16 protein-coding genes and 2 riboswitches are annotated in these 16,569 nt (G+C 62.6%); of the genes, 14 read left to right on the top strand and 2 right to left on the bottom strand.

Annotated elements, in window-relative coordinates; all coding sequences use genetic code 11:
* Positions 1 to 11: 11 nt before the first annotated feature.
* Entirely contained in the window at positions 12 to 398 is a 387-nt protein-coding gene (gene gcvH, locus Q0799_RS01230) for a glycine cleavage system protein GcvH (protein ID WP_121459540.1), read from the bottom strand.
* Between the two features lie 23 nt (positions 399 to 421).
* A complete protein-coding gene (gcvT, locus tag Q0799_RS01235; protein ID WP_298393329.1) occupies positions 422 to 1,513 on the bottom strand; it encodes a glycine cleavage system aminomethyltransferase GcvT in 1,092 nt (363 codons plus the stop codon).
* A gap of 77 nt (positions 1,514 to 1,590) precedes the next feature.
* Positions 1,591 to 1,670, bottom strand: a riboswitch (glycine riboswitch).
* A gap of 108 nt (positions 1,671 to 1,778) precedes the next feature.
* A riboswitch (glycine riboswitch) is annotated at positions 1,779 to 1,867 on the bottom strand.
* 110 nt (positions 1,868 to 1,977) lie between these two features.
* Here gcvT and Q0799_RS01240 point away from each other — a divergent pair.
* The 14 genes from Q0799_RS01240 to pnp all read left to right on the top strand — a co-directional run bounded on the left by Q0799_RS01240 (position 1,978) and on the right by pnp (position 16,506).
* The gene (locus tag Q0799_RS01240) at positions 1,978 to 2,817 is read left to right on the top strand and encodes a 3',5'-nucleoside bisphosphate phosphatase (protein ID WP_298393331.1); all 840 of its coding nucleotides are present in this window, start codon (positions 1,978 to 1,980) and stop codon (positions 2,815 to 2,817) included.
* Between the two features lie 4 nt (positions 2,818 to 2,821).
* Entirely contained in the window at positions 2,822 to 3,448 is a 627-nt protein-coding gene (locus Q0799_RS01245; protein ID WP_298393333.1) for an L-threonylcarbamoyladenylate synthase, read from the top strand.
* Positions 3,449 to 3,459: 11 nt separating this feature from the next.
* Positions 3,460 to 4,110 carry a site-2 protease family protein gene (locus Q0799_RS01250; protein WP_298393564.1) on the top strand — a complete coding sequence of 217 codons (651 nt, stop codon included), beginning with the start codon at positions 3,460 to 3,462 and terminating at the stop codon, positions 4,108 to 4,110.
* Positions 4,111 to 4,123: 13 nt separating this feature from the next.
* Positions 4,124 to 5,326 carry a tryptophan--tRNA ligase gene (locus Q0799_RS01255; protein WP_281985143.1) on the top strand — a complete coding sequence of 401 codons (1,203 nt, stop codon included), beginning with the start codon at positions 4,124 to 4,126 and terminating at the stop codon, positions 5,324 to 5,326.
* Between the two features lie 43 nt (positions 5,327 to 5,369).
* Complete coding sequence (locus tag Q0799_RS01260) at positions 5,370 to 6,236, top strand: ScpA family protein (RefSeq protein WP_298393338.1); 867 nt, start codon at positions 5,370 to 5,372, stop codon at positions 6,234 to 6,236.
* On the top strand, positions 6,205 to 6,750 hold the full coding sequence (gene scpB / locus Q0799_RS01265) for an SMC-Scp complex subunit ScpB (RefSeq protein ID WP_028995756.1): 546 nt from the start codon (positions 6,205 to 6,207) through the stop codon (positions 6,748 to 6,750). The genes Q0799_RS01260 and scpB overlap by 32 nt, the downstream gene beginning before the upstream one ends.
* The gene (gene rluB, locus Q0799_RS01270) at positions 6,737 to 7,747 is read left to right on the top strand and encodes a 23S rRNA pseudouridine(2605) synthase RluB (protein WP_298393342.1); all 1,011 of its coding nucleotides are present in this window, start codon (positions 6,737 to 6,739) and stop codon (positions 7,745 to 7,747) included. Before scpB ends, rluB begins: the two co-directional genes overlap by 14 nt.
* Positions 7,748 to 7,886: 139 nt before the next feature.
* Entirely contained in the window at positions 7,887 to 8,327 is a 441-nt protein-coding gene (gene rimP / locus Q0799_RS01275) for a ribosome maturation factor RimP (protein WP_298393344.1), read from the top strand.
* A 21-nt stretch (positions 8,328 to 8,348) separates the two neighbouring features.
* Entirely contained in the window at positions 8,349 to 9,821 is a 1,473-nt protein-coding gene (gene nusA, locus Q0799_RS01280) for a transcription termination factor NusA (protein WP_298393346.1), read from the top strand.
* 17 nt (positions 9,822 to 9,838) lie between these two features.
* The gene (infB, locus tag Q0799_RS01285) at positions 9,839 to 12,574 is read left to right on the top strand and encodes a translation initiation factor IF-2 (RefSeq protein WP_298393348.1); all 2,736 of its coding nucleotides are present in this window, start codon (positions 9,839 to 9,841) and stop codon (positions 12,572 to 12,574) included.
* A complete protein-coding gene (gene rbfA / locus Q0799_RS01290) occupies positions 12,574 to 12,951 on the top strand; it encodes a 30S ribosome-binding factor RbfA (RefSeq protein ID WP_298393350.1) in 378 nt (125 codons plus the stop codon). Before infB ends, rbfA begins: the two co-directional genes overlap by 1 nt.
* A gap of 7 nt (positions 12,952 to 12,958) precedes the next feature.
* A complete protein-coding gene (truB, locus tag Q0799_RS01295) occupies positions 12,959 to 13,864 on the top strand; it encodes a tRNA pseudouridine(55) synthase TruB (protein WP_298393352.1) in 906 nt (301 codons plus the stop codon).
* Positions 13,865 to 13,969: 105 nt separating this feature from the next.
* Complete coding sequence (gene rpsO, locus Q0799_RS01300) at positions 13,970 to 14,239, top strand: 30S ribosomal protein S15 (protein ID WP_028995750.1); 270 nt, start codon at positions 13,970 to 13,972, stop codon at positions 14,237 to 14,239.
* A 140-nt stretch (positions 14,240 to 14,379) separates the two neighbouring features.
* Positions 14,380 to 16,506 carry a polyribonucleotide nucleotidyltransferase gene (gene pnp, locus Q0799_RS01305; RefSeq protein ID WP_298393355.1) on the top strand — a complete coding sequence of 709 codons (2,127 nt, stop codon included), beginning with the start codon at positions 14,380 to 14,382 and terminating at the stop codon, positions 16,504 to 16,506.
* The last annotated feature ends 63 nt before the right edge of the window (positions 16,507 to 16,569 follow it).

The following is a 16,569-nucleotide window of genomic DNA, read 5'->3' on the forward strand; positions in this document are numbered from 1 at the left end:
GCGGGCCGGGATCAGGCGGCGTCGGCGACAGCCTGGTAGGCGGCGGCGTCGAGCAGGGCGTCGACATCGGCGATGTTGTCCGGGGTCATCTTGAACAGCCAGGCGGCGTAGGCGTCGGCATTGACCGACTCCGGCGCATCGACGGCGGCCTGGTTGACTTCGGTGACGGTGCCGGCGATCGGCGCGTACACGTCGGCGGCGGCCTTGACCGACTCGACCACGGCGATTTCCTTCTCGGCATCGTAATGGGCGCCGACTTCCGGCAGTTCGACGAAGACCAGGTCACCCAGCGCTTCCTGCGCGTGGTCGGAAATACCGACGGTGACGGTGCCATCGGCGTTCTTCAGGACCCACTCGTGGGAGGCGGCGTACTTGAGGTTGGACGGGACGTTGGACATGGTTTTCTCCAGAGTGGGGTGAATTAGATGACAGCTTTGCCGTTGCGGGCGAATACGGGTTTGGTGACCTTGGCCTTGAGCAGTTTGCCGCGGATGTCGACCTCGACTTGATCGCCGATGGCGACGCCAAGCGGCAGGCGGGCCAGCGCGATGGACTGCTGCAGTGTCGGCGAGAAGGTGCCGGAAGTAATTTCGCCATCACCGTGGGCGGTGACGACCTTCTGGTGGCCGCGCAGCACGCCCTTGTCGAGCAGGATCAGGCCGAGGAACTGTTTCTGCTGGCCGTTGGCAGCCAGTGCGGCGCGGCCGACGAAATCGCGCGCGTCTTTCATGGCGACGGTCCAGGCCAGGCCGGCGTCGAGCGGCGACACCGTCTCGTCCATGTCCTGGCCGTAGAGATTCATGCCGGCTTCCAGGCGCAGCGTGTCGCGGGCGCCCAGGCCGCAAGGCGCGACGCCGGCATCCTTCAGGGCGTTCCACACGGCTTCGGCTTCGCCGGCCGGCAGCATGATTTCGTAGCCGTCTTCGCCGGTGTAACCGGTGCTGGCGATGAAATACTGATCGACTTCGGCGGCGAAGAAGGGTTTCAGGCCTTCGCTCGCGGCCTTCACTTGCGGCAGCACCTGCCACACCTTGGCGCGCGCGTTCGGGCCCTGGACGGCGATGATGCCCAGATTGTCAGCACCGTCGCGGCGCTGGGTGATGGTCACCTCCATCTTCCACTCGGCGGCCTTGGCCTGCATCCAGGCCAGATCCTTGTCGGCGGTGCCGGCGTTGACGACGACGCGGAAGCGCGTGTCGGTGAGGAAATAAATGATCAGGTCATCGATGACGCCGCCGGCCTCGTTGAGCATGGCGGCGTAGAGCGCCTTGCCGGAAACGGTCAGCTTGGCGACGTCGTTGGCAACCAGGCGCGAGAGGAAGGGGCGGCAATCGGCGCCGACCAGATCGACCGGGCACATGTGCGAGACGTCGAACATGCCGCAGTCCTTGCGCACCGCGTGGTGCTCCTCGATCTGCGAACCGTAGTTGACCGGCATGTCCCAGCCGCCGAAATCGACCATCCGGGCGCCGAGTGCGCGATGGGCGGCATTCAAGACCGTTTGCTTCAGCATATCAATCCTTTACTGACGTTTGTTAACGTCGATTCTGGAAACAGAAAAGGGGTGAAACGTAAAACTCGCGTTTTGCGTTTCACCCCTCTGTCCTCGATACCTGAGAGATTTGCCCCATCGGTGGGCGCTGTCTACGCCGCTCTCCAGAGTTTCAGGGGGCGACATGCGCATTGCCAGCGATACGGTGTCGACTGCGCCTCGTCGTGCTATTCGCACTGTCTTCGGCTTGTCTTCGTGTCTCGCAGCCAATGCGCATGCCGCCTGGCCTCATCTTGTGGTCCTTTTGCCTGAGCGTTTTCGGGTGAAATTGCGCCTTCGGCGGCAGACGAATCTGCGCTCTCCCACAGGATGGCTCGCACTATATCCGGTCGTGGCTGTCCAATCAATATGTTGCGCCGCACAAGGCGTCTCGGTGAGGGGCGGCCTTCGTGCTAAACTCCGCGTTTGCCCGTGTCTTGCCATCCGTGAACCCAGCCAATTTCGATTTTCATTGCCATTCGTCCGTGTCCGACGGTTTGTTGCCGCCGGCGGTGGTGGCGCGCCGGGCGGCGGATAACGGTGTCGATTTCTGGGCCTTGACCGATCACGACGACATTGGCGGCTTGGCGCCGGCGGCGGAAGCGGCGGCAGAAGCCGGGATGCGCTTCGTTCCCGGGGTGGAAATTTCCATCGAGTGGCGGGAAACGCCGATCCATATCGTGGGTCTTGGCTTCGATCCGGCCAATCCGGTCCTGGTTGGCGGCCTCGAAGCGCTGCGTAGCGGTCGTCTCGAGCGCGCCCGGCGGATGGGCGAGGCGCTTGACGCCATCGGCATTCATGGCGTCTTCGAAGGGGCCATGGGCTACGTGACCAATCCGAACCTGATCTCGCGCGCCCATTTCGCCCGCTATCTCGTCTCCATCGGCATCGCCCGGGATATTCCCGGCGTGTTCCAGTATTACCTGGCACCCGGCAAGCCCGGCTATGTCGACCACCGCTGGGCTTCCCTGGCCGATGCGCTGGGCTGGATTCACGCTGCCGGCGGTGTCGCCGTGGTGGCTCATCCCGGGCGCTACAAGATGTCCGGTGGCGACATGCGCAAGTTCCTCGACGAGTTCAAGGATCTGGGCGGGCAGGCGATCGAGGTGGCCAGTGGCAGCCATTCGCCCGACCACCTGCTGCATTTCGCCCGGCTGGCCCGGCATTACGCTTTTCATGCCTCGCGCGGCTCGGATTTCCACGGGCCGGACGAGAGTTACGTCGACCTCGGTCGGGCCGCGCCGCTGCCGCCGGACCTCAAGCCGGTCTGGCGCCTGATAGATTGAAACCATGGCCCGCGTCGTCAATATCCATCCCGATTCCCCGCAGCAGCGCCTGCTTGCCCAGGCGGCCGACTTCATCCGCAAGGGCGCCATCGTCGCCTTGCCGACGGATTCCTGTTACGCCCTCGCTTGTCATCTCGGCGACAAGGAAGCGCTCGATCGCATCCGCCTGATCCGCCAGATGGACGAACGTCACCATCTGACGCTGATGGTTCGCGACCTCTCCGAGATCGCCCATTTCGCACGCGTCGACAACGCCCAGTACCGCTTGCTCAAGGCGGCAACGCCGGGTAGCTATACCTTCATCCTCGAAGGCAGCAAGGAATTGCCGCGCCGGGTCATGCACCCCAAGCGCAAGACCATCGGCGTGCGTGTGCCGGATCATCCGGTTGCCCTGGCCTTGCTGGAAGAGTTGCAGGAACCCCTGCTGACGACGACGCTGCAGTTGCCGGGCGACGACAGTCCGCTGACCGACGGCTGGGAAATTCTCGACCGTCTCGACGACCAGCTCGAACTGATCCTCGATGCCGGTACCTGCGGTATCGAACCGACCACCGTCATCGACCTGACCGGTTCGGTACCCGAACTGGTTCGCGCCGGTCGCGGCCCGCTTGCCCCGTTCGGATTCGACTGAACATGCTCGACATCAACGCCCTGATCCAGACCATCGCCATCGCTGCGTTGCCGGTGATCTTCGCGATCACCCTGCACGAAGCGGCGCACGGTTACGCGGCCCGCCATTTCGGCGACCCGACCGCCTGGCAGCTGGGGCGGATCAGCCTGAATCCGCTGCGCCACATCGATCCGGTCGGTACCATCCTGATCCCGCTGGCCATCCTGCTGTTTTCGGCCGGCAATTTCCTGTTCGGTTACGCCAAGCCGGTGCCGGTCGACTTCAGCCGTCTGCGTAATCCCAAGCGCGACATGCTCTGGGTTGCCGCTGCCGGGCCGGCCGCCAACCTGTTCATGGCACTGTGCTGGGCCTTCATGCTCAAGCTGGCCTGGGAAATGCCCAGCACCGATTTCACCGTGCCACTGTCCGAGATGAGCAAGATCGGCATCATCATCAATTGCGTGCTCATGGTGCTCAACCTTTTACCCTTGCCGCCGCTTGACGGCGGGCGCATCGCCGTCAGCCTGTTGCCGCACCGTCTGGCCTGGCAGTTCTCGCGCATCGAGCCGTGGGGCTTCCCGATTTTGCTGGTCCTGCTGTTCACCGGTATCCTCAGCGACATCATGAGCCCGCTGGTGCTTTTCTCGGCGCGCGCCATCGAAACCATTTTCGGTCTTTATTAAACGACAAACAGCTATGTACGCAGAACGTGTCCTTTCCGGCATGCGTCCCACCGGGGCGCTGCATCTCGGCCATTACCACGGCGTCCTCAAGAACTGGGTTGAACTGCAGCAGGAATATCCCTGTCTGTTCTTCGTTGCCGACTGGCACGCCCTGACGACCCAGTACGACAATCCCCAGAACATCGAGAAGGCAACCTGGGACATGGTCATCGACTGGCTGGCGGCCGGTGTGGACCCGAACCAGGCGACCCTGTTCATCCAGTCGCGCGTGCCCGAACATGCCGAACTGCACCTGCTGCTGTCGATGATGACGCCGCTCGGCTGGCTGGAGCGCGTGCCGACCTACAAGGATCAGCAGGAAAAGCTGTCGAACAAGGATCTGTCGACCTACGGCTTCCTCGGTTACCCGCTGCTGCAGGCGGCCGACATCCTCATCTACCGCGCCGACAAGGTGCCGGTCGGCGAGGATCAGGTACCGCACATCGAGTTCTCGCGCGAAATTGCCCGCCGCTTCAACCACCTCTACGGCCGCGAACCCGGTTTCGAGGACAAGGCCCGCGAGGCGGTCAAGAAACTCGGCAGCAAGCGCGCCCGCCTGTATGAGGAACTGCGTACCCGCTACCAGCAGGAAGGTCAGCGCGAAGCGCTCGAACAGGCGCATGCCGTGCTCGACGAAATCCAGCACCTGTCGGTGGCCGACCGCGAACGCCTGTTCGGCTACCTCGAAGGTACCGGCAAGATGATCCTTGCCGAGCCTGGGGCATTGCTTACCGCTGCGTCGCGCATGCCTGGCCTGGACGGGCAGAAGATGTCCAAGTCCTACGCCAACACCATCACCATGCGCGAATCGGAAGATTCGGTCGCCAAGAAGGTCAAGAGCATGCCGACCGATACCAATCGCGTGCGTCGCACCGATCCGGGCGATCCGGCGCGTTGCCCGGTGTGGCAACTGCACCAGGTGTACACCGACGAAGCCACGCGGGCGACGCTGGAGCAGGGCTGCCGCACCGCCGGTATCGGCTGCATCGACTGCAAGCAGCCGGTGATCGAAGGCATCCTCAAGGAACAGGCGCCGATGCGCGAGCGTGCCCAGCTGTATCTCGACGATCCGGTGCTGGTCAAGAACATCATCGCCGACGGTTGCGAGAAGGCACGCGAGCTGGCGCGCGAGACGATGCGCGACGTGCGCGAGTCGATGGGTCTGGAATACCACTGATGTCCGCTGCGTCGTTCCGCTTCCGCCGTCCGGCGGTCGACGCATGAATCTTGCGGTCGATCTGCCGCCGCCGCTGTTCGAACCGGTGGCGCGCATCTACGGCGAGCCGATGGAGGCCATGCCGCAGGATCTGTACATCCCGCCGGATGCGCTGGCGATCATGCTCGACGCCTTCGAAGGCCCGCTCGACCTGCTGCTCTACCTGATCCGCAAGGCCAACGTCGACATCCTCGACATTCCGATGGCGCCGCTGACCCGCCAGTATCTCGACTACATCGAGAACATGCAGGCGCAGAACCTGGAGCTGGCGGCCGAGTACCTGGTGATGGCGGCGATGCTGATCGAGATCAAGTCGCGCATGCTGCTGCCACGGCCGAAGATCGGCGACGATGGCGAGGTCGAGGACCCGCGCGCCGAACTGGTCCGCCGCCTGATGGAATACGAGCAGATGAAGCTTGCCGGCCAGAAGCTCAACGAAATGCCGCAGGCCGAGCGCGAGTTCTTCTGGGTCGAGACCCTGGTCGAGAAGTCACTGCTCATTCGGCAGCCGGAGGTTTCGGTCGAGGACATCAAGGAAGCCTGGATGAACGTGGTGCGCCAGGCGGTGCTCAAGCGCAACCACAAGATCAGCCGCGAAGAGTTGTCGGTGCGCGAGCACATGGGCATCATTCTTCGCCATCTGCAGGAAAGGGGCGGTTTCGTCCAGTTCGAGACCCTGTTCGATCCGGCCATGGGGCCGCCCGGGCTGGTCGTGCATTTCATCGCCATGCTCGAACTGGGCCGCGAAAAGCTGATCCGCATCACGCAGACCGAAGCCTTTGCGCCGATTTACGTCAATCTGCGCGACGGCGAGCCGGAACCGGTCATGGAAGAGGAAGATGGAACCGAGTCAGGTCAAGAAGATTCTTGAGGCGGCATTGCTCGCGACGCACGAGCCGATGTCCACGCACGACATGAAGAAGATGTTCGACGAAGAACTGTCTTCCGATACGCTGCGCAAGCTGCTCGACCAGATCCGTGAAGACTGGGCTGAGCGGCCGGCCGAACTGATCCAGCTCGCCTCGGGCTGGCGTTTCCGTACGCGGGCCGAGTATCTGCCTTACCTGGAGCGGCTGAATCCGGAAAAGCCGCCTCGTTATTCCCGGGCGGTGCTGGAAACCCTGGCCATCATCGCCTATCGTCAACCGGTAACCCGTGGCGACATCGAGGAAATCCGCGGCGTCGCGGTCAATTCGAATGTCGTCAAAACCCTTGAAGAACGTGGCTGGATCGACGTCGTCGGCCACCGCGACACCCCTGGTCGGCCGGCGCTGTTTGCCACGACCAAGCAATTTCTCGATGATCTGGGCCTGCGCAGCGTCAGCGAACTGCCGCCGCTTGAACAAATCAGCCAGACACTGGAGCTGAATCATGAAAACCAATAAACGCACGCCTTTCCGCGCCCCGGCCGAGGCCCCCGCCGTCGGCCAGCGTCCGCGTCGCGGTGCCGGTCGTGCCACGCCGCCGCCCCGCGAATTCATTGCGCCGCCGTCCGGTGAAGCTGATGAAATGCAGGAACCGTCAGCCAAACCGGCGCCGCGGCGCAAGCCGGCACCGAACACCGGTGGGCGGGCCAATCGTGGCGCCATCGCGCGTGACGGGCGGCCACTCGCGGCGGCCAAGCCGGAACGTCTGCAGAAGATCCTCGCCCAGGCCGGCGTCGGTTCGCGGCGCGAGATGGAAGAGTGGATCGCCGCCGGCAAGGTCAGCGTCAATGGCGTCGTCGCCACCATCGGCCAGTCGGTGATTCCGACCGACAAGGTCAAGATCGGCGGACGCCTGATCAACATCCGCTTCACCGGCAGCAGTTCGCGCCCGCCACGCGTGCTGATGTACCACAAGCCGGAGGGCGAGATCGTCTCGCGCGACGATCCCGATGGCCGCCCGTCGGTCTTCGCCGCGCTGCCGCGCATGCGCGGCGGGCGCTGGATCAACGTCGGTCGTCTCGACTTCAATACCTCGGGCCTGTTGCTGTTCACCACCTCCGGCGAACTGGCCAACAAGCTGATGCACCCGAGCTCCGAGCTGGTCCGGGAATACGCCGTGCGCGTGCTCGGCGAACTGACCATGGAAGCCCAGCAGCAGTTGCTCGACGGCGTCCAGCTCGAAGACGGCCCGGCCAGTTTTTCCAGCCTGGTCGATGCCGGCGGCGAGGGGGCCAACAAGTGGTACCGGGTCAGCCTGTTCGAAGGGCGCAACCGCGAAGTCCGGCGCATGTTCGAAGCCGTCGGTTGTACGGTCAGCCGGCTGATCCGTGTTCGTTACGGTCCGTTCACGCTGCCGCCGCAGCTCAAGCGCGGCCGATGCCGCGAGCTCGACGAGAACGAGGTCAAGCTGTTGATGCGCGAGCTGGCACGCTCGGAAAAGCCGAAGCAGGCCTGATCGAGCTTGTCGTCAGCGTGCTGGCGATTGTGAGGAAGGAATAAACTCGTTATAATTCACGGGTTTGTTCCTCCCGCTGTTTTTGGCGGGCATCTTATTTTTCTGAGGTGGGCGTTTCGCCCATTTTTTATTTGTGCCTATGGATTTGAATTCGCTGCTTGAAACGACGGTAACCGGTCTGGGTTATGAGCTTGTCGACATCGAAATGTCGCCGCGCGGCAGGACCATCCGCGTCTTCATCGATGCCCCGGAAAAGGAGAAGGGGGTCGATGTCGAGGATTGCGCCAAGGTTTCCAACCAGTTGACGCGCCTGTTCGAAGTCGAAAACATCGATTTCGACCGCCTCGAAATCTCGTCGCCCGGTCTGGATCGCGTCGTCAAGAAGGAAGCTGATTTCGCGCGTTTCGCCGGTCAGGATATTCAGATCAAGCTGCGTATTCCGCACAACAATCGCCGCAACTTCCAGGGGCAACTGCTCGGCTGCGAAGCCGGCAAGGTGGGTCTTCGCCTGGAAAAGGAAGACGTGGAACTCGAATTCAACAATATCGAAAAGGCACGCCTGGTGCCGAAATTCGACTGAAGTACCTGGAGGTTTTAGCCCATGAGCCGTGAACTGTTGCTGCTGGTCGATGCACTGGCCCGCGAAAAGAACGTCAACAAGGAAATCGTCTTCGGTGCCCTTGAGCTGGCGCTTGCATCCGCGACCAAGAAGCGTATCCACGACGAAGCCGAGGTCCGTGTCGTCATCGACCGTGCCACCGGTAGTTACGATTCCTTCCGTCGCTGGCTGGTGGTGCCTGACAGCGAGTACGTCAACGAATACCACCAGATTCCGCTGTCGGATGCCGTCAAGGACGATCCCGAAATCGAACCCGGCGATTATCTTGAGGAACCGCTGGAGCCGATCGACTTCGGTCGTATCGGTGCCCAGGCCGCCAAGCAGGTCATCCTGCAAAAGATTCGCGACGCCGAGCGTGAGCAGATCCTGGCTGATTTCCTTGATCGCAAGGAACACGTCGTCTTCGGTACGATCAAGCGCATGGAGCGCGGCAATGCCATCATCGAGGCCGGCAAGATCGAAGCCGTGCTGCCGCGCGACCAGATGATCCCGAAGGAAAACCTGCGTGTTGGCGACCGCGTTCGCGCCTACCTGCTGCGCATCGATCGCGGTGCCCGTGGCCCGCAGATCATCCTGTCGCGTACCGCGCCCGAATTCGTGATCAAGCTGTTCGAACTGGAAGTGCCGGAAATCGAAGACGGTCTGATGGAGTTGAAGGCCTGTGCCCGCGACCCCGGCATGCGTGCCAAGATCGCCGTCAAGTCGAACGATCCGCGTATCGATCCGATCGGCACCTGCGTCGGCCTGCGTGGCTCGCGCGTCACCGCCGTGCGCAACGAGATCGGCGGCGAAAACATCGACATCGTCCTGTGGTCGGCCGATCCGGCGCAGTTCGTGATCGGCGCGCTGTCGCCGGCCGAAGTGACCTCGATCGTCGTCGATGAGGAAAAGCACGCCATGGATGTCGTTGTCGACGAGGACAACCTGGCCATCGCCATCGGTCGCAGCGGCCAGAATGTCCGCCTGGCCTCCGAACTGACCGGCTGGACCATCAACCTGATGACCCAGGACGAGTCGGCCAAGAAGGCCGAAGCCGAATACGCCGTCACCCGCGTCATGTTCATGGAAAAGCTGGACATCGACGAGGAACTGGCCGATCTGCTGATCGAAGAGGGTTTCTCGACGCTGGAAGAAGTCGCCTACGTGCCGCTCGCCGAAATGCTGGAAATCGACGGGCTGGACGAAGACATCGTCAACGAGCTGCGCAATCGTGCGCGCAACGTGCTCCTGACGGAAGCCATCGCCACCGAGGAAAAGTTGGAAAACGTTGCCGAAGACCTGATTGGTCTGGAAGGCATGACCAAGGAACTGGCGGCAAAACTCGCCGAACATGACGTCAGGACGCGCGACGATCTCGCCGAGCTGGCGGTTGATGAACTGACGGAAATGACCGGCATTGAAGAAGAGCGTGCCAAGGAAATCATTCTCAAGGCACGCGCTCACTGGTTCGAGTGAGCAGGGAGGTAGTAAGTATGTCCGCAACAACCGTTTCACAATTTGCCGTTGAACTCAAAATGCCGGTCGAGTCGCTGCTCGAGCAACTCGGCCGCGCCGGTGTCGGCAAGTCCGGTGGCAGCGATACGCTGACCGATCAGGACAAGACCAGTCTGCTCGACTATCTGCGCCGTTCGCACGGCGAGGCCGAGCCCAAGAACAAGATCACCCTGACGCGCAAGCAGACCTCGGAGATCAAGGCCACCGACTCCCATGGTCGTGCCCGTACCGTCCAGGTCGAAGTGCGCAAGAAGCGCGTCCTGGTCAAGCGCGATGTCCACGAGCTGCACCCGGAAGCTGCCGAGGCCCCGGAAGAGCCGGAAGTCGTCGACACCCTGCCGGAGGTCCAGCCGGAACCGATTCCCGAGCCGGTGGTCGAGACGGTCCCGGAGCCGGTCGTCGAAATTCAGCCGGAACCGGAACCCGAGCCCATGCCAGAGCCGGAACCGGAGCCCGAAATCGTCGAGGCGGCTGCCGTCGAAACGACCGAAGCCGCACCGGTTCGCCGCACCATCGACCGCGCCAGCATCATTGGCGAGAAGGAACTCAAGGCCCGCGAAGAGGAAGCACGGCGCTTCAATCGCCTGCGCGAAATCCAGGAGCGCGAGCTCAAGGAGAAGCAGGCTCGCGAAGCCAATCTGGTTGCGATGCGCCAGCAGGCCGAAGCGGCCGCTGCCGCCGCCAAGGCTGCCGAGCAGGCCAAGCAGCAGGCTGCTGCCCAGGCACGCAGCGGCGAAGGCGAGAAGGGTACGCTGCACAAGAAGCCGGACGCACCGGGCGCCGCCAAGAAGGGCGAGAAGGGCGGACGCGCTGCCGATGACGGCAAGAAGAAGGGCGGTCTCAAGACCCGCGGCGCCGATATCGGCAGCGGCTGGAAGGATGGTCGCCACGGTCACAAGAAGTCGCACGGCAAGTCGGATGACGGTCAGGGCAGCTTCCAGGCGCCGACCGAGCCGATCACTCGCGAAGTGCACATTCCCGAAACCATTTCCGTTTCCGATCTGGCCCACAAGATGGCCGTGAAGGCGACCGAAGTCATCAAGACGATGATGAAGATGGGCTCGATGGTCACCATCAACCAGGTGCTCGACCAGGAAACGGCAATGATCGTCGTCGAGGAAATGGGTCACAAGGCGGTTGCCGCCAAACTCGACGATCCCGATGCCTTCCTCGAGGAAAGCGCGGAACACAAGGACGTGCCGCTGGTGCCGCGTGCCCCGGTGGTGACCGTCATGGGGCACGTCGACCATGGCAAGACCTCGCTGCTCGACTACATCCGTCGTGCCAAGGTGGCTTCCGGCGAAGCCGGCGGCATTACCCAGCACATCGGTGCCTACCACGTCGAAACCGAACGCGGCATGATCACCTTCCTCGACACGCCGGGTCACGAGGCCTTCACGGCGATGCGTGCGCGCGGTGCCAAGGCGACCGACATCGTCGTCCTGGTCGTCGCGGCCGACGACGGGGTGATGCCGCAGACCAAGGAAGCGATCCACCATGCCAAGGCGGCCGGCGTGCCGCTGGTGGTCGCGGTCAACAAGATCGACAAGCCGGACGCCAATCCGGACCGCGTCAAGCAGGAGCTGGTTGCCGAAGGCGTCATTCCGGAAGAGTACGGCGGCGATTCGCCGTTCTGCCCGGTGTCGGCCAAGAAGGGTACCGGCATCGACGAACTGCTCGAACAGATCCTGCTGCAGGCCGAAGTGCTCGAACTGACCGCGCAGAAGGATGCGCCGGCCAAGGGGCTGATCATCGAAGCCCGTCTCGACAAGGGGCGCGGTGCGGTGGCCACCATGCTGGTTCAGTCCGGCACCCTCAAGCGCGGCGACATCGTGCTGGCCGGTCAGGTCTTCGGCCGTGTCCGCGCCATGCTCGACGAGAACGGCAAGGCCATCAACGAAGCCGGCCCGTCGATTCCGGTCGAGATCCTCGGTCTGTCGGACGTTCCGGCAGCCGGCGAAGAAGCCATTGTGCTGGCCGACGAAAAGAAGGCACGCGAAATCGCCTTGTTCCGTCAGGGCAAGTTCCGCGACGTCAAGCTGGCCAAGCAACAGGCCGCCAAGCTGGAAAACATGTTCCAGCAGATGGAAGAGGGCCAGGTCAAGACTCTGCCGCTGATCGTCAAGGCCGACGTGCAAGGTTCCCAGGAAGCCCTGGTGCAGACCCTGTCCAAGCTGTCCAACGAGGAAGTCCGCGTCCAGATCATCCACGGCGCGGTCGGTGCGATCAGCGAATCCGACGTCAACCTGGCGCAAGCCTCGGGTGCCGTCATCATCGGCTTCAACATCCGTGCCGATGCCGGTTCGCGCAAGCTGGCCGAGAACTTCGGCGTCGATATCCGTTACTACAACGTGATCTACGACGCGGTCGACGAGGTCAAGGCGGCACTGTCCGGCATGCTGTCGCCGGAGAAGCGCGAGCAGATCACCGGTATGGTCGAAATCCGCCAGGTCTTCCACGTCTCCAAGGTCGGTGCCATTGCCGGTTGTTACGTGCTCGAAGGCATCGTCAAGCGCAATTCGCGCGTCCGCCTGCTGCGCAACAACGTGGTTCAGTGGGACGGCGAGTTGGATTCGCTCAAGCGCTTCAAGGACGACGTCAAGGAAGTCCGTTCCAACTTCGAGTGCGGTCTGTCGCTGCGTGGTAACAACGACATCCAGGAAGGCGATCAGCTCGAAGTGTACGAAATCCAGGAAGTGGCGCGCTCGCTGTAATGAAGAAGCAGGCAAGAGGCTTTCAACGGGGAGACCGGGTCGCGGAGCAGGTGCGCCGCGATCTGGCCGACCTGATCCGCAGCGAACTGAAGGATCCGCGTGTCGGCATGATCAGTCTGACCGCCGTCGAACTGACGCCGGATTATGCGCATGCCAAGGTTTTCTTCACCACGCTCAATGTCGAGCACCTGCCCGAGATCGAGCAGGGCTTGAAGCGTGCCGCCGGTTTCCTGCGGCGTGAGCTGGGGCGGCGTATCCATATTCACACTTTGCCGGAACTGCATTTCATCTACGACAGCTCACTGGAATACGGTGCCAGCATGACGGCGCTGATCCAGCAGGCCAACGCGCTCAGCGACCAGACGCCGGAAGACTAGGCCCAGCATGGAGCCGAGGGTCAGGAAAACCTGGAAGCAGGTCGATGGCGTATTGCTGCTCGACAAGGCGCAGGGCATGAGTTCCAACGATGCCCTGCAAAAGGCGCGACGCCTGTTCTCGGCCGCCAAAGGCGGGCATACCGGTACGCTCGACCCGCTGGCCACCGGCCTGCTGCCCCTTTGTTTCGGCGAGGCGACCAAGTTTTCCGCCGATCTGCTCGATGCCGACAAGACTTACGAAGCCGAGCTCCAACTCGGAGTCAGTACCGATTCCGGTGACGCCGAAGGCGTGGTCACGGCGACCGCCGAGGTCAATGTCACGCCCGCCGACATCGCCCGGGTGTTGCCGCAGTTCACCGGCGACATCCTGCAGGTGCCGCCCATGCATTCGGCGCTGAAGCGTGACGGCCGGCCGCTCTACGAACTCGCCCGGCAGGGCATCACCGTCGACCGCGAGGCCCGGCCGGTGACCATTCACGCCATCGAACTGCTGGAATTCACCGGTACCCGCCTGCGTCTGTCGGTCAGTTGCAGCAAGGGTACCTACATTCGCGTGCTGGCCCAGGACATCGGTGCCGCGCTGGGTTGCGGCGCGCATCTGACTGCCTTGCGGCGGACACGGGTCGGCGATCTGGTGCTCGATGGCGCCATGACGCTGGCGCAGATCGACAGCATCGAGGAGGAGGCGCGCGTCGCTTGCCTGCGCCCGGTCGATGCGCTGCTGCAGAGCCTGCCCCGCGTCGATCTCAGCGGTGATGCCGAACAGCGCTTCAGCCACGGTAATCCGGTCGACCTGCCGGACGGTCTGAGCGGCAAGATTCGGGTCTATGCCGGAGACCGCCTGATCGGCGTCGGCGAGCCCGGAGCAGGCCAACGCCTGTGGCCAAAAAGACTGGTGCAACTGGCGCCGTAAGCTGGTACAATCCGCCGCTTTCCGATCCTGTCCGGAAAAATTTTCCAATTGGCGTTCGCTCTATCAAACCGGGGCTGCGTCGTTTTAATGAAAGAGGGTTTTGAAATGGCCGTTACCACCGAACAGAAGGCGAGCATCGTCGCCGAATACGCACAGTCCAAGGGCGACACCGGTTCTCCGGAAGTCCAGGTCGCTCTGCTGACCGCCCGCATCAACGACCTGCAGCCGCACTTCAAGGAGCACAGCAAGGATCACCACTCGCGTCGTGGCCTGCTGCACCTCGTCTCGCAGCGCCGCAAGCTGCTGGACTACCTGAAGGGCAAGGATGTCGAGCGTTATCGCACGCTGATCACGAAGCTGGGCCTGCGCAAGTAAGCAGCACGGCGTAGCCACGAAAAGCGGCCCGGAAAACTCCCGGCCGCTTTTTTGTTTTTAGTTGTCTCATTGTTCTTTGTTGTTAGTTAAGTTGTTGTTATTGTTGCGTTGTTTAATGTGATGAGAGTGAAAGGAAGTCAATGTTTAATGTCGTGAAAAAGACCTTCGCCTACGGCGAACACCAGGTCACCCTGGAAACCGGCGAAATCGCCCGCCAGGCCGGCGGTGCCGTCGTCGTCTCGATGGAAGAGACCGTCGTCCTGGTGACCGTTGTCGGTGCCAAGAATGCCAAGCCCGGTCAGGATTTCTTTCCGCTGACCGTCGATTATCAGGAAAAAGTTTACGCTGCCGGCCGTATCCCCGGTGGTTTCTTCAAGCGCGAAGGCCGTCCTTCGGAAAAGGAAACCCTGACCTGCCGCCTGATCGACCGTCCGATCCGTCCGCTGTTCCCGGATGGTTTCTACAATGAAGTCCAGATCGTCGCCACCGTCATCTCGCTGAATCCGGAAGTCGATTCCGACATCCCGGCGATGATCGGTGCTTCCGCCGCCCTGGCCATCTCCGGTATCCCGTTCGCCGGCCCGATCGGCGCTGCCCGCGTCGGTTACATCAACGGCCAGTACGTGCTTTGCCCGACGCTGTCCCAGCTCAAGGACAGCCAGCTTGACCTGGTCGTTGCCGGTACCGAATCCGCCGTGCTGATGGTCGAATCCGAAGCCGATCAGCTGTCGGAAGAAGTCATGCTCGGCGCCGTCGTGTTCGGCCACAACGAAATGCAGAAGGCGATCAACGCCATCAACGAACTGGTCGAGGAAGCCGGCAAGCCGGAATGGGACTGGCAAGCGCCGGCCAAGGACGAAGCCCTGGTTGCCCGCCTGAAGGATCTGGTCGGTGCCAAGCTGGAAGAAGCCTACAGCATCACCTCCAAGCAGGCCCGTAGCCAGCGTGTCAAGGAAATCTCCGCCGAAGCCGTTGCCACCTTGTGCACCGGCGAAGAAGGTGCACCGGATGCCAACACCGTCGGCAACCTGTTCTTCGAACTCGAAGCCGGCATCGTCCGTGGTCGCATCCTCTCCGGTCAACCGCGTATCGACGGTCGCAATACCCGTACCGTGCGCCCGATCACCATGCGTTCCGGCGTCCTGCCGCGCACCCACGGTTCGGCCCTGTTCACCCGTGGTGAAACCCAGGCGCTGGCTGTGGCCACGCTCGGTACCAACCGCGACGAGCAGATCATCGACGCGCTGTCCGGCGAATACCGCGACCGCTTCATGCTGCACTACAACATGCCTCCGTACGCCACCGGCGAATGCGGTCGCGTCGGTACGCCGAAGCGTCGTGAAATCGGTCACGGCCGTCTGGCCAAGCGCGCTCTGCTGGCCGTGCTGCCGAAGCCGGAAGACTTCTCCTACTCGATGCGCGTGGTTTCCGAAATCACCGAATCGAACGGCTCCTCGTCGATGGCCTCGGTCTGCGGCGGCTGCCTGGCACTGATGGACGCCGGCGTACCGCTCAAGGCGCACGTTGCCGGTATCGCCATGGGCCTGATCAAGGAAGGTAACCGCTTTGCCGTCCTCACCGACATCCTGGGCGACGAAGATCACCTCGGCGACATGGACTTCAAGGTGGCCGGCACCACCACCGGCATCACCGCGCTGCAGATGGACATCAAGATTCAGGGCATCACCAAGGAAATCATGCAGGTTGCCCTGGCGCAAGCTCAGGAAGCCCGTCTGCATATCCTCAACCTGATGCAGGAAGCCGCTGCCGGCCCGCGTGAAGAGATGTCGGCCTACGCGCCGCGTCTGTACACCTTCAAGATCAATCCGGAAAAGATCCGCGACGTGATCGGCAAGGGCGGCGCCGTCATCCGTGCGCTGACCGAAGAAACCGGCACCACCATCGACATCCAGGACGACGGCACGATCACCATCGCCGCCACCTCGGGCGAAGCTGCTGCCCTGGCGCGTGCCAAGATCGACGCGATCACCGCCGAAGTCGAGATCGGCAAGATCTACGAAGGCACCGTGCTCAAGATCCTCGACTTCGGTGCGATCGTTTCGGTCCTGCCGGGCAAGGACGGCCTGCTGCACATCTCGCAGATCGCCAAGGAGCGCGTCAACAAGGTCGAGGACTACGTCAAGGAAGGCCAGGTTGTGCGCGTCAAGGTTCTCGAAACCGACGACCGCGGCCGCGTCAAGCTGTCGATGAAGGCAGTTGCTGAGGAAGAGGGCGCTGCCCAGCAGGAACAGCAGCAACAGCAGTAATCCGGCGATTACGCAAAAGCAGAAAGGGCACCGCGAGGTGCCCTTTTTTTATCCGCCTGCTTT

The organism is uncultured Azonexus sp. (assembly GCF_937982035.1).
Lineage (GTDB): Bacteria > Pseudomonadota > Gammaproteobacteria > Burkholderiales > Rhodocyclaceae > Azonexus.

Bases quoted from the DNA above. Each gene is read 5' to 3' on its own strand.
- rpsO (WP_028995750.1), top strand. From the start codon at position 13,970: ATGGCCGTTACCACCGAACAGAAGGCGAGCATCGTCGCCGAATACGCA.
- Q0799_RS01260 (WP_298393338.1), top strand. From the start codon at position 5,370: ATGAATCTTGCGGTCGATCTGCCGCCGCCGCTGTTCGAACCGGTGGCG.
- Q0799_RS01245 (WP_298393333.1), top strand. From the start codon at position 2,822: ATGGCCCGCGTCGTCAATATCCATCCCGATTCCCCGCAGCAGCGCCTG.
- gcvH (WP_121459540.1), bottom strand. From the start codon at position 398: ATGTCCAACGTCCCGTCCAACCTCAAGTACGCCGCCTCCCACGAGTGG.
- infB (WP_298393348.1), top strand. From the start codon at position 9,839: ATGTCCGCAACAACCGTTTCACAATTTGCCGTTGAACTCAAAATGCCG.
- Q0799_RS01255 (WP_281985143.1), top strand. From the start codon at position 4,124: ATGTACGCAGAACGTGTCCTTTCCGGCATGCGTCCCACCGGGGCGCTG.
- nusA (WP_298393346.1), top strand. From the start codon at position 8,349: ATGAGCCGTGAACTGTTGCTGCTGGTCGATGCACTGGCCCGCGAAAAG.
- pnp (WP_298393355.1), top strand. From the start codon at position 14,380: ATGTTTAATGTCGTGAAAAAGACCTTCGCCTACGGCGAACACCAGGTC.
- rluB (WP_298393342.1), top strand. From the start codon at position 6,737: ATGAAAACCAATAAACGCACGCCTTTCCGCGCCCCGGCCGAGGCCCCC.
- scpB (WP_028995756.1), top strand. From the start codon at position 6,205: ATGGAACCGAGTCAGGTCAAGAAGATTCTTGAGGCGGCATTGCTCGCG.
- gcvT (WP_298393329.1), bottom strand. From the start codon at position 1,513: ATGCTGAAGCAAACGGTCTTGAATGCCGCCCATCGCGCACTCGGCGCC.
- truB (WP_298393352.1), top strand. From the start codon at position 12,959: ATGGAGCCGAGGGTCAGGAAAACCTGGAAGCAGGTCGATGGCGTATTG.
- rimP (WP_298393344.1), top strand. From the start codon at position 7,887: ATGGATTTGAATTCGCTGCTTGAAACGACGGTAACCGGTCTGGGTTAT.
- rbfA (WP_298393350.1), top strand. From the start codon at position 12,574: ATGAAGAAGCAGGCAAGAGGCTTTCAACGGGGAGACCGGGTCGCGGAG.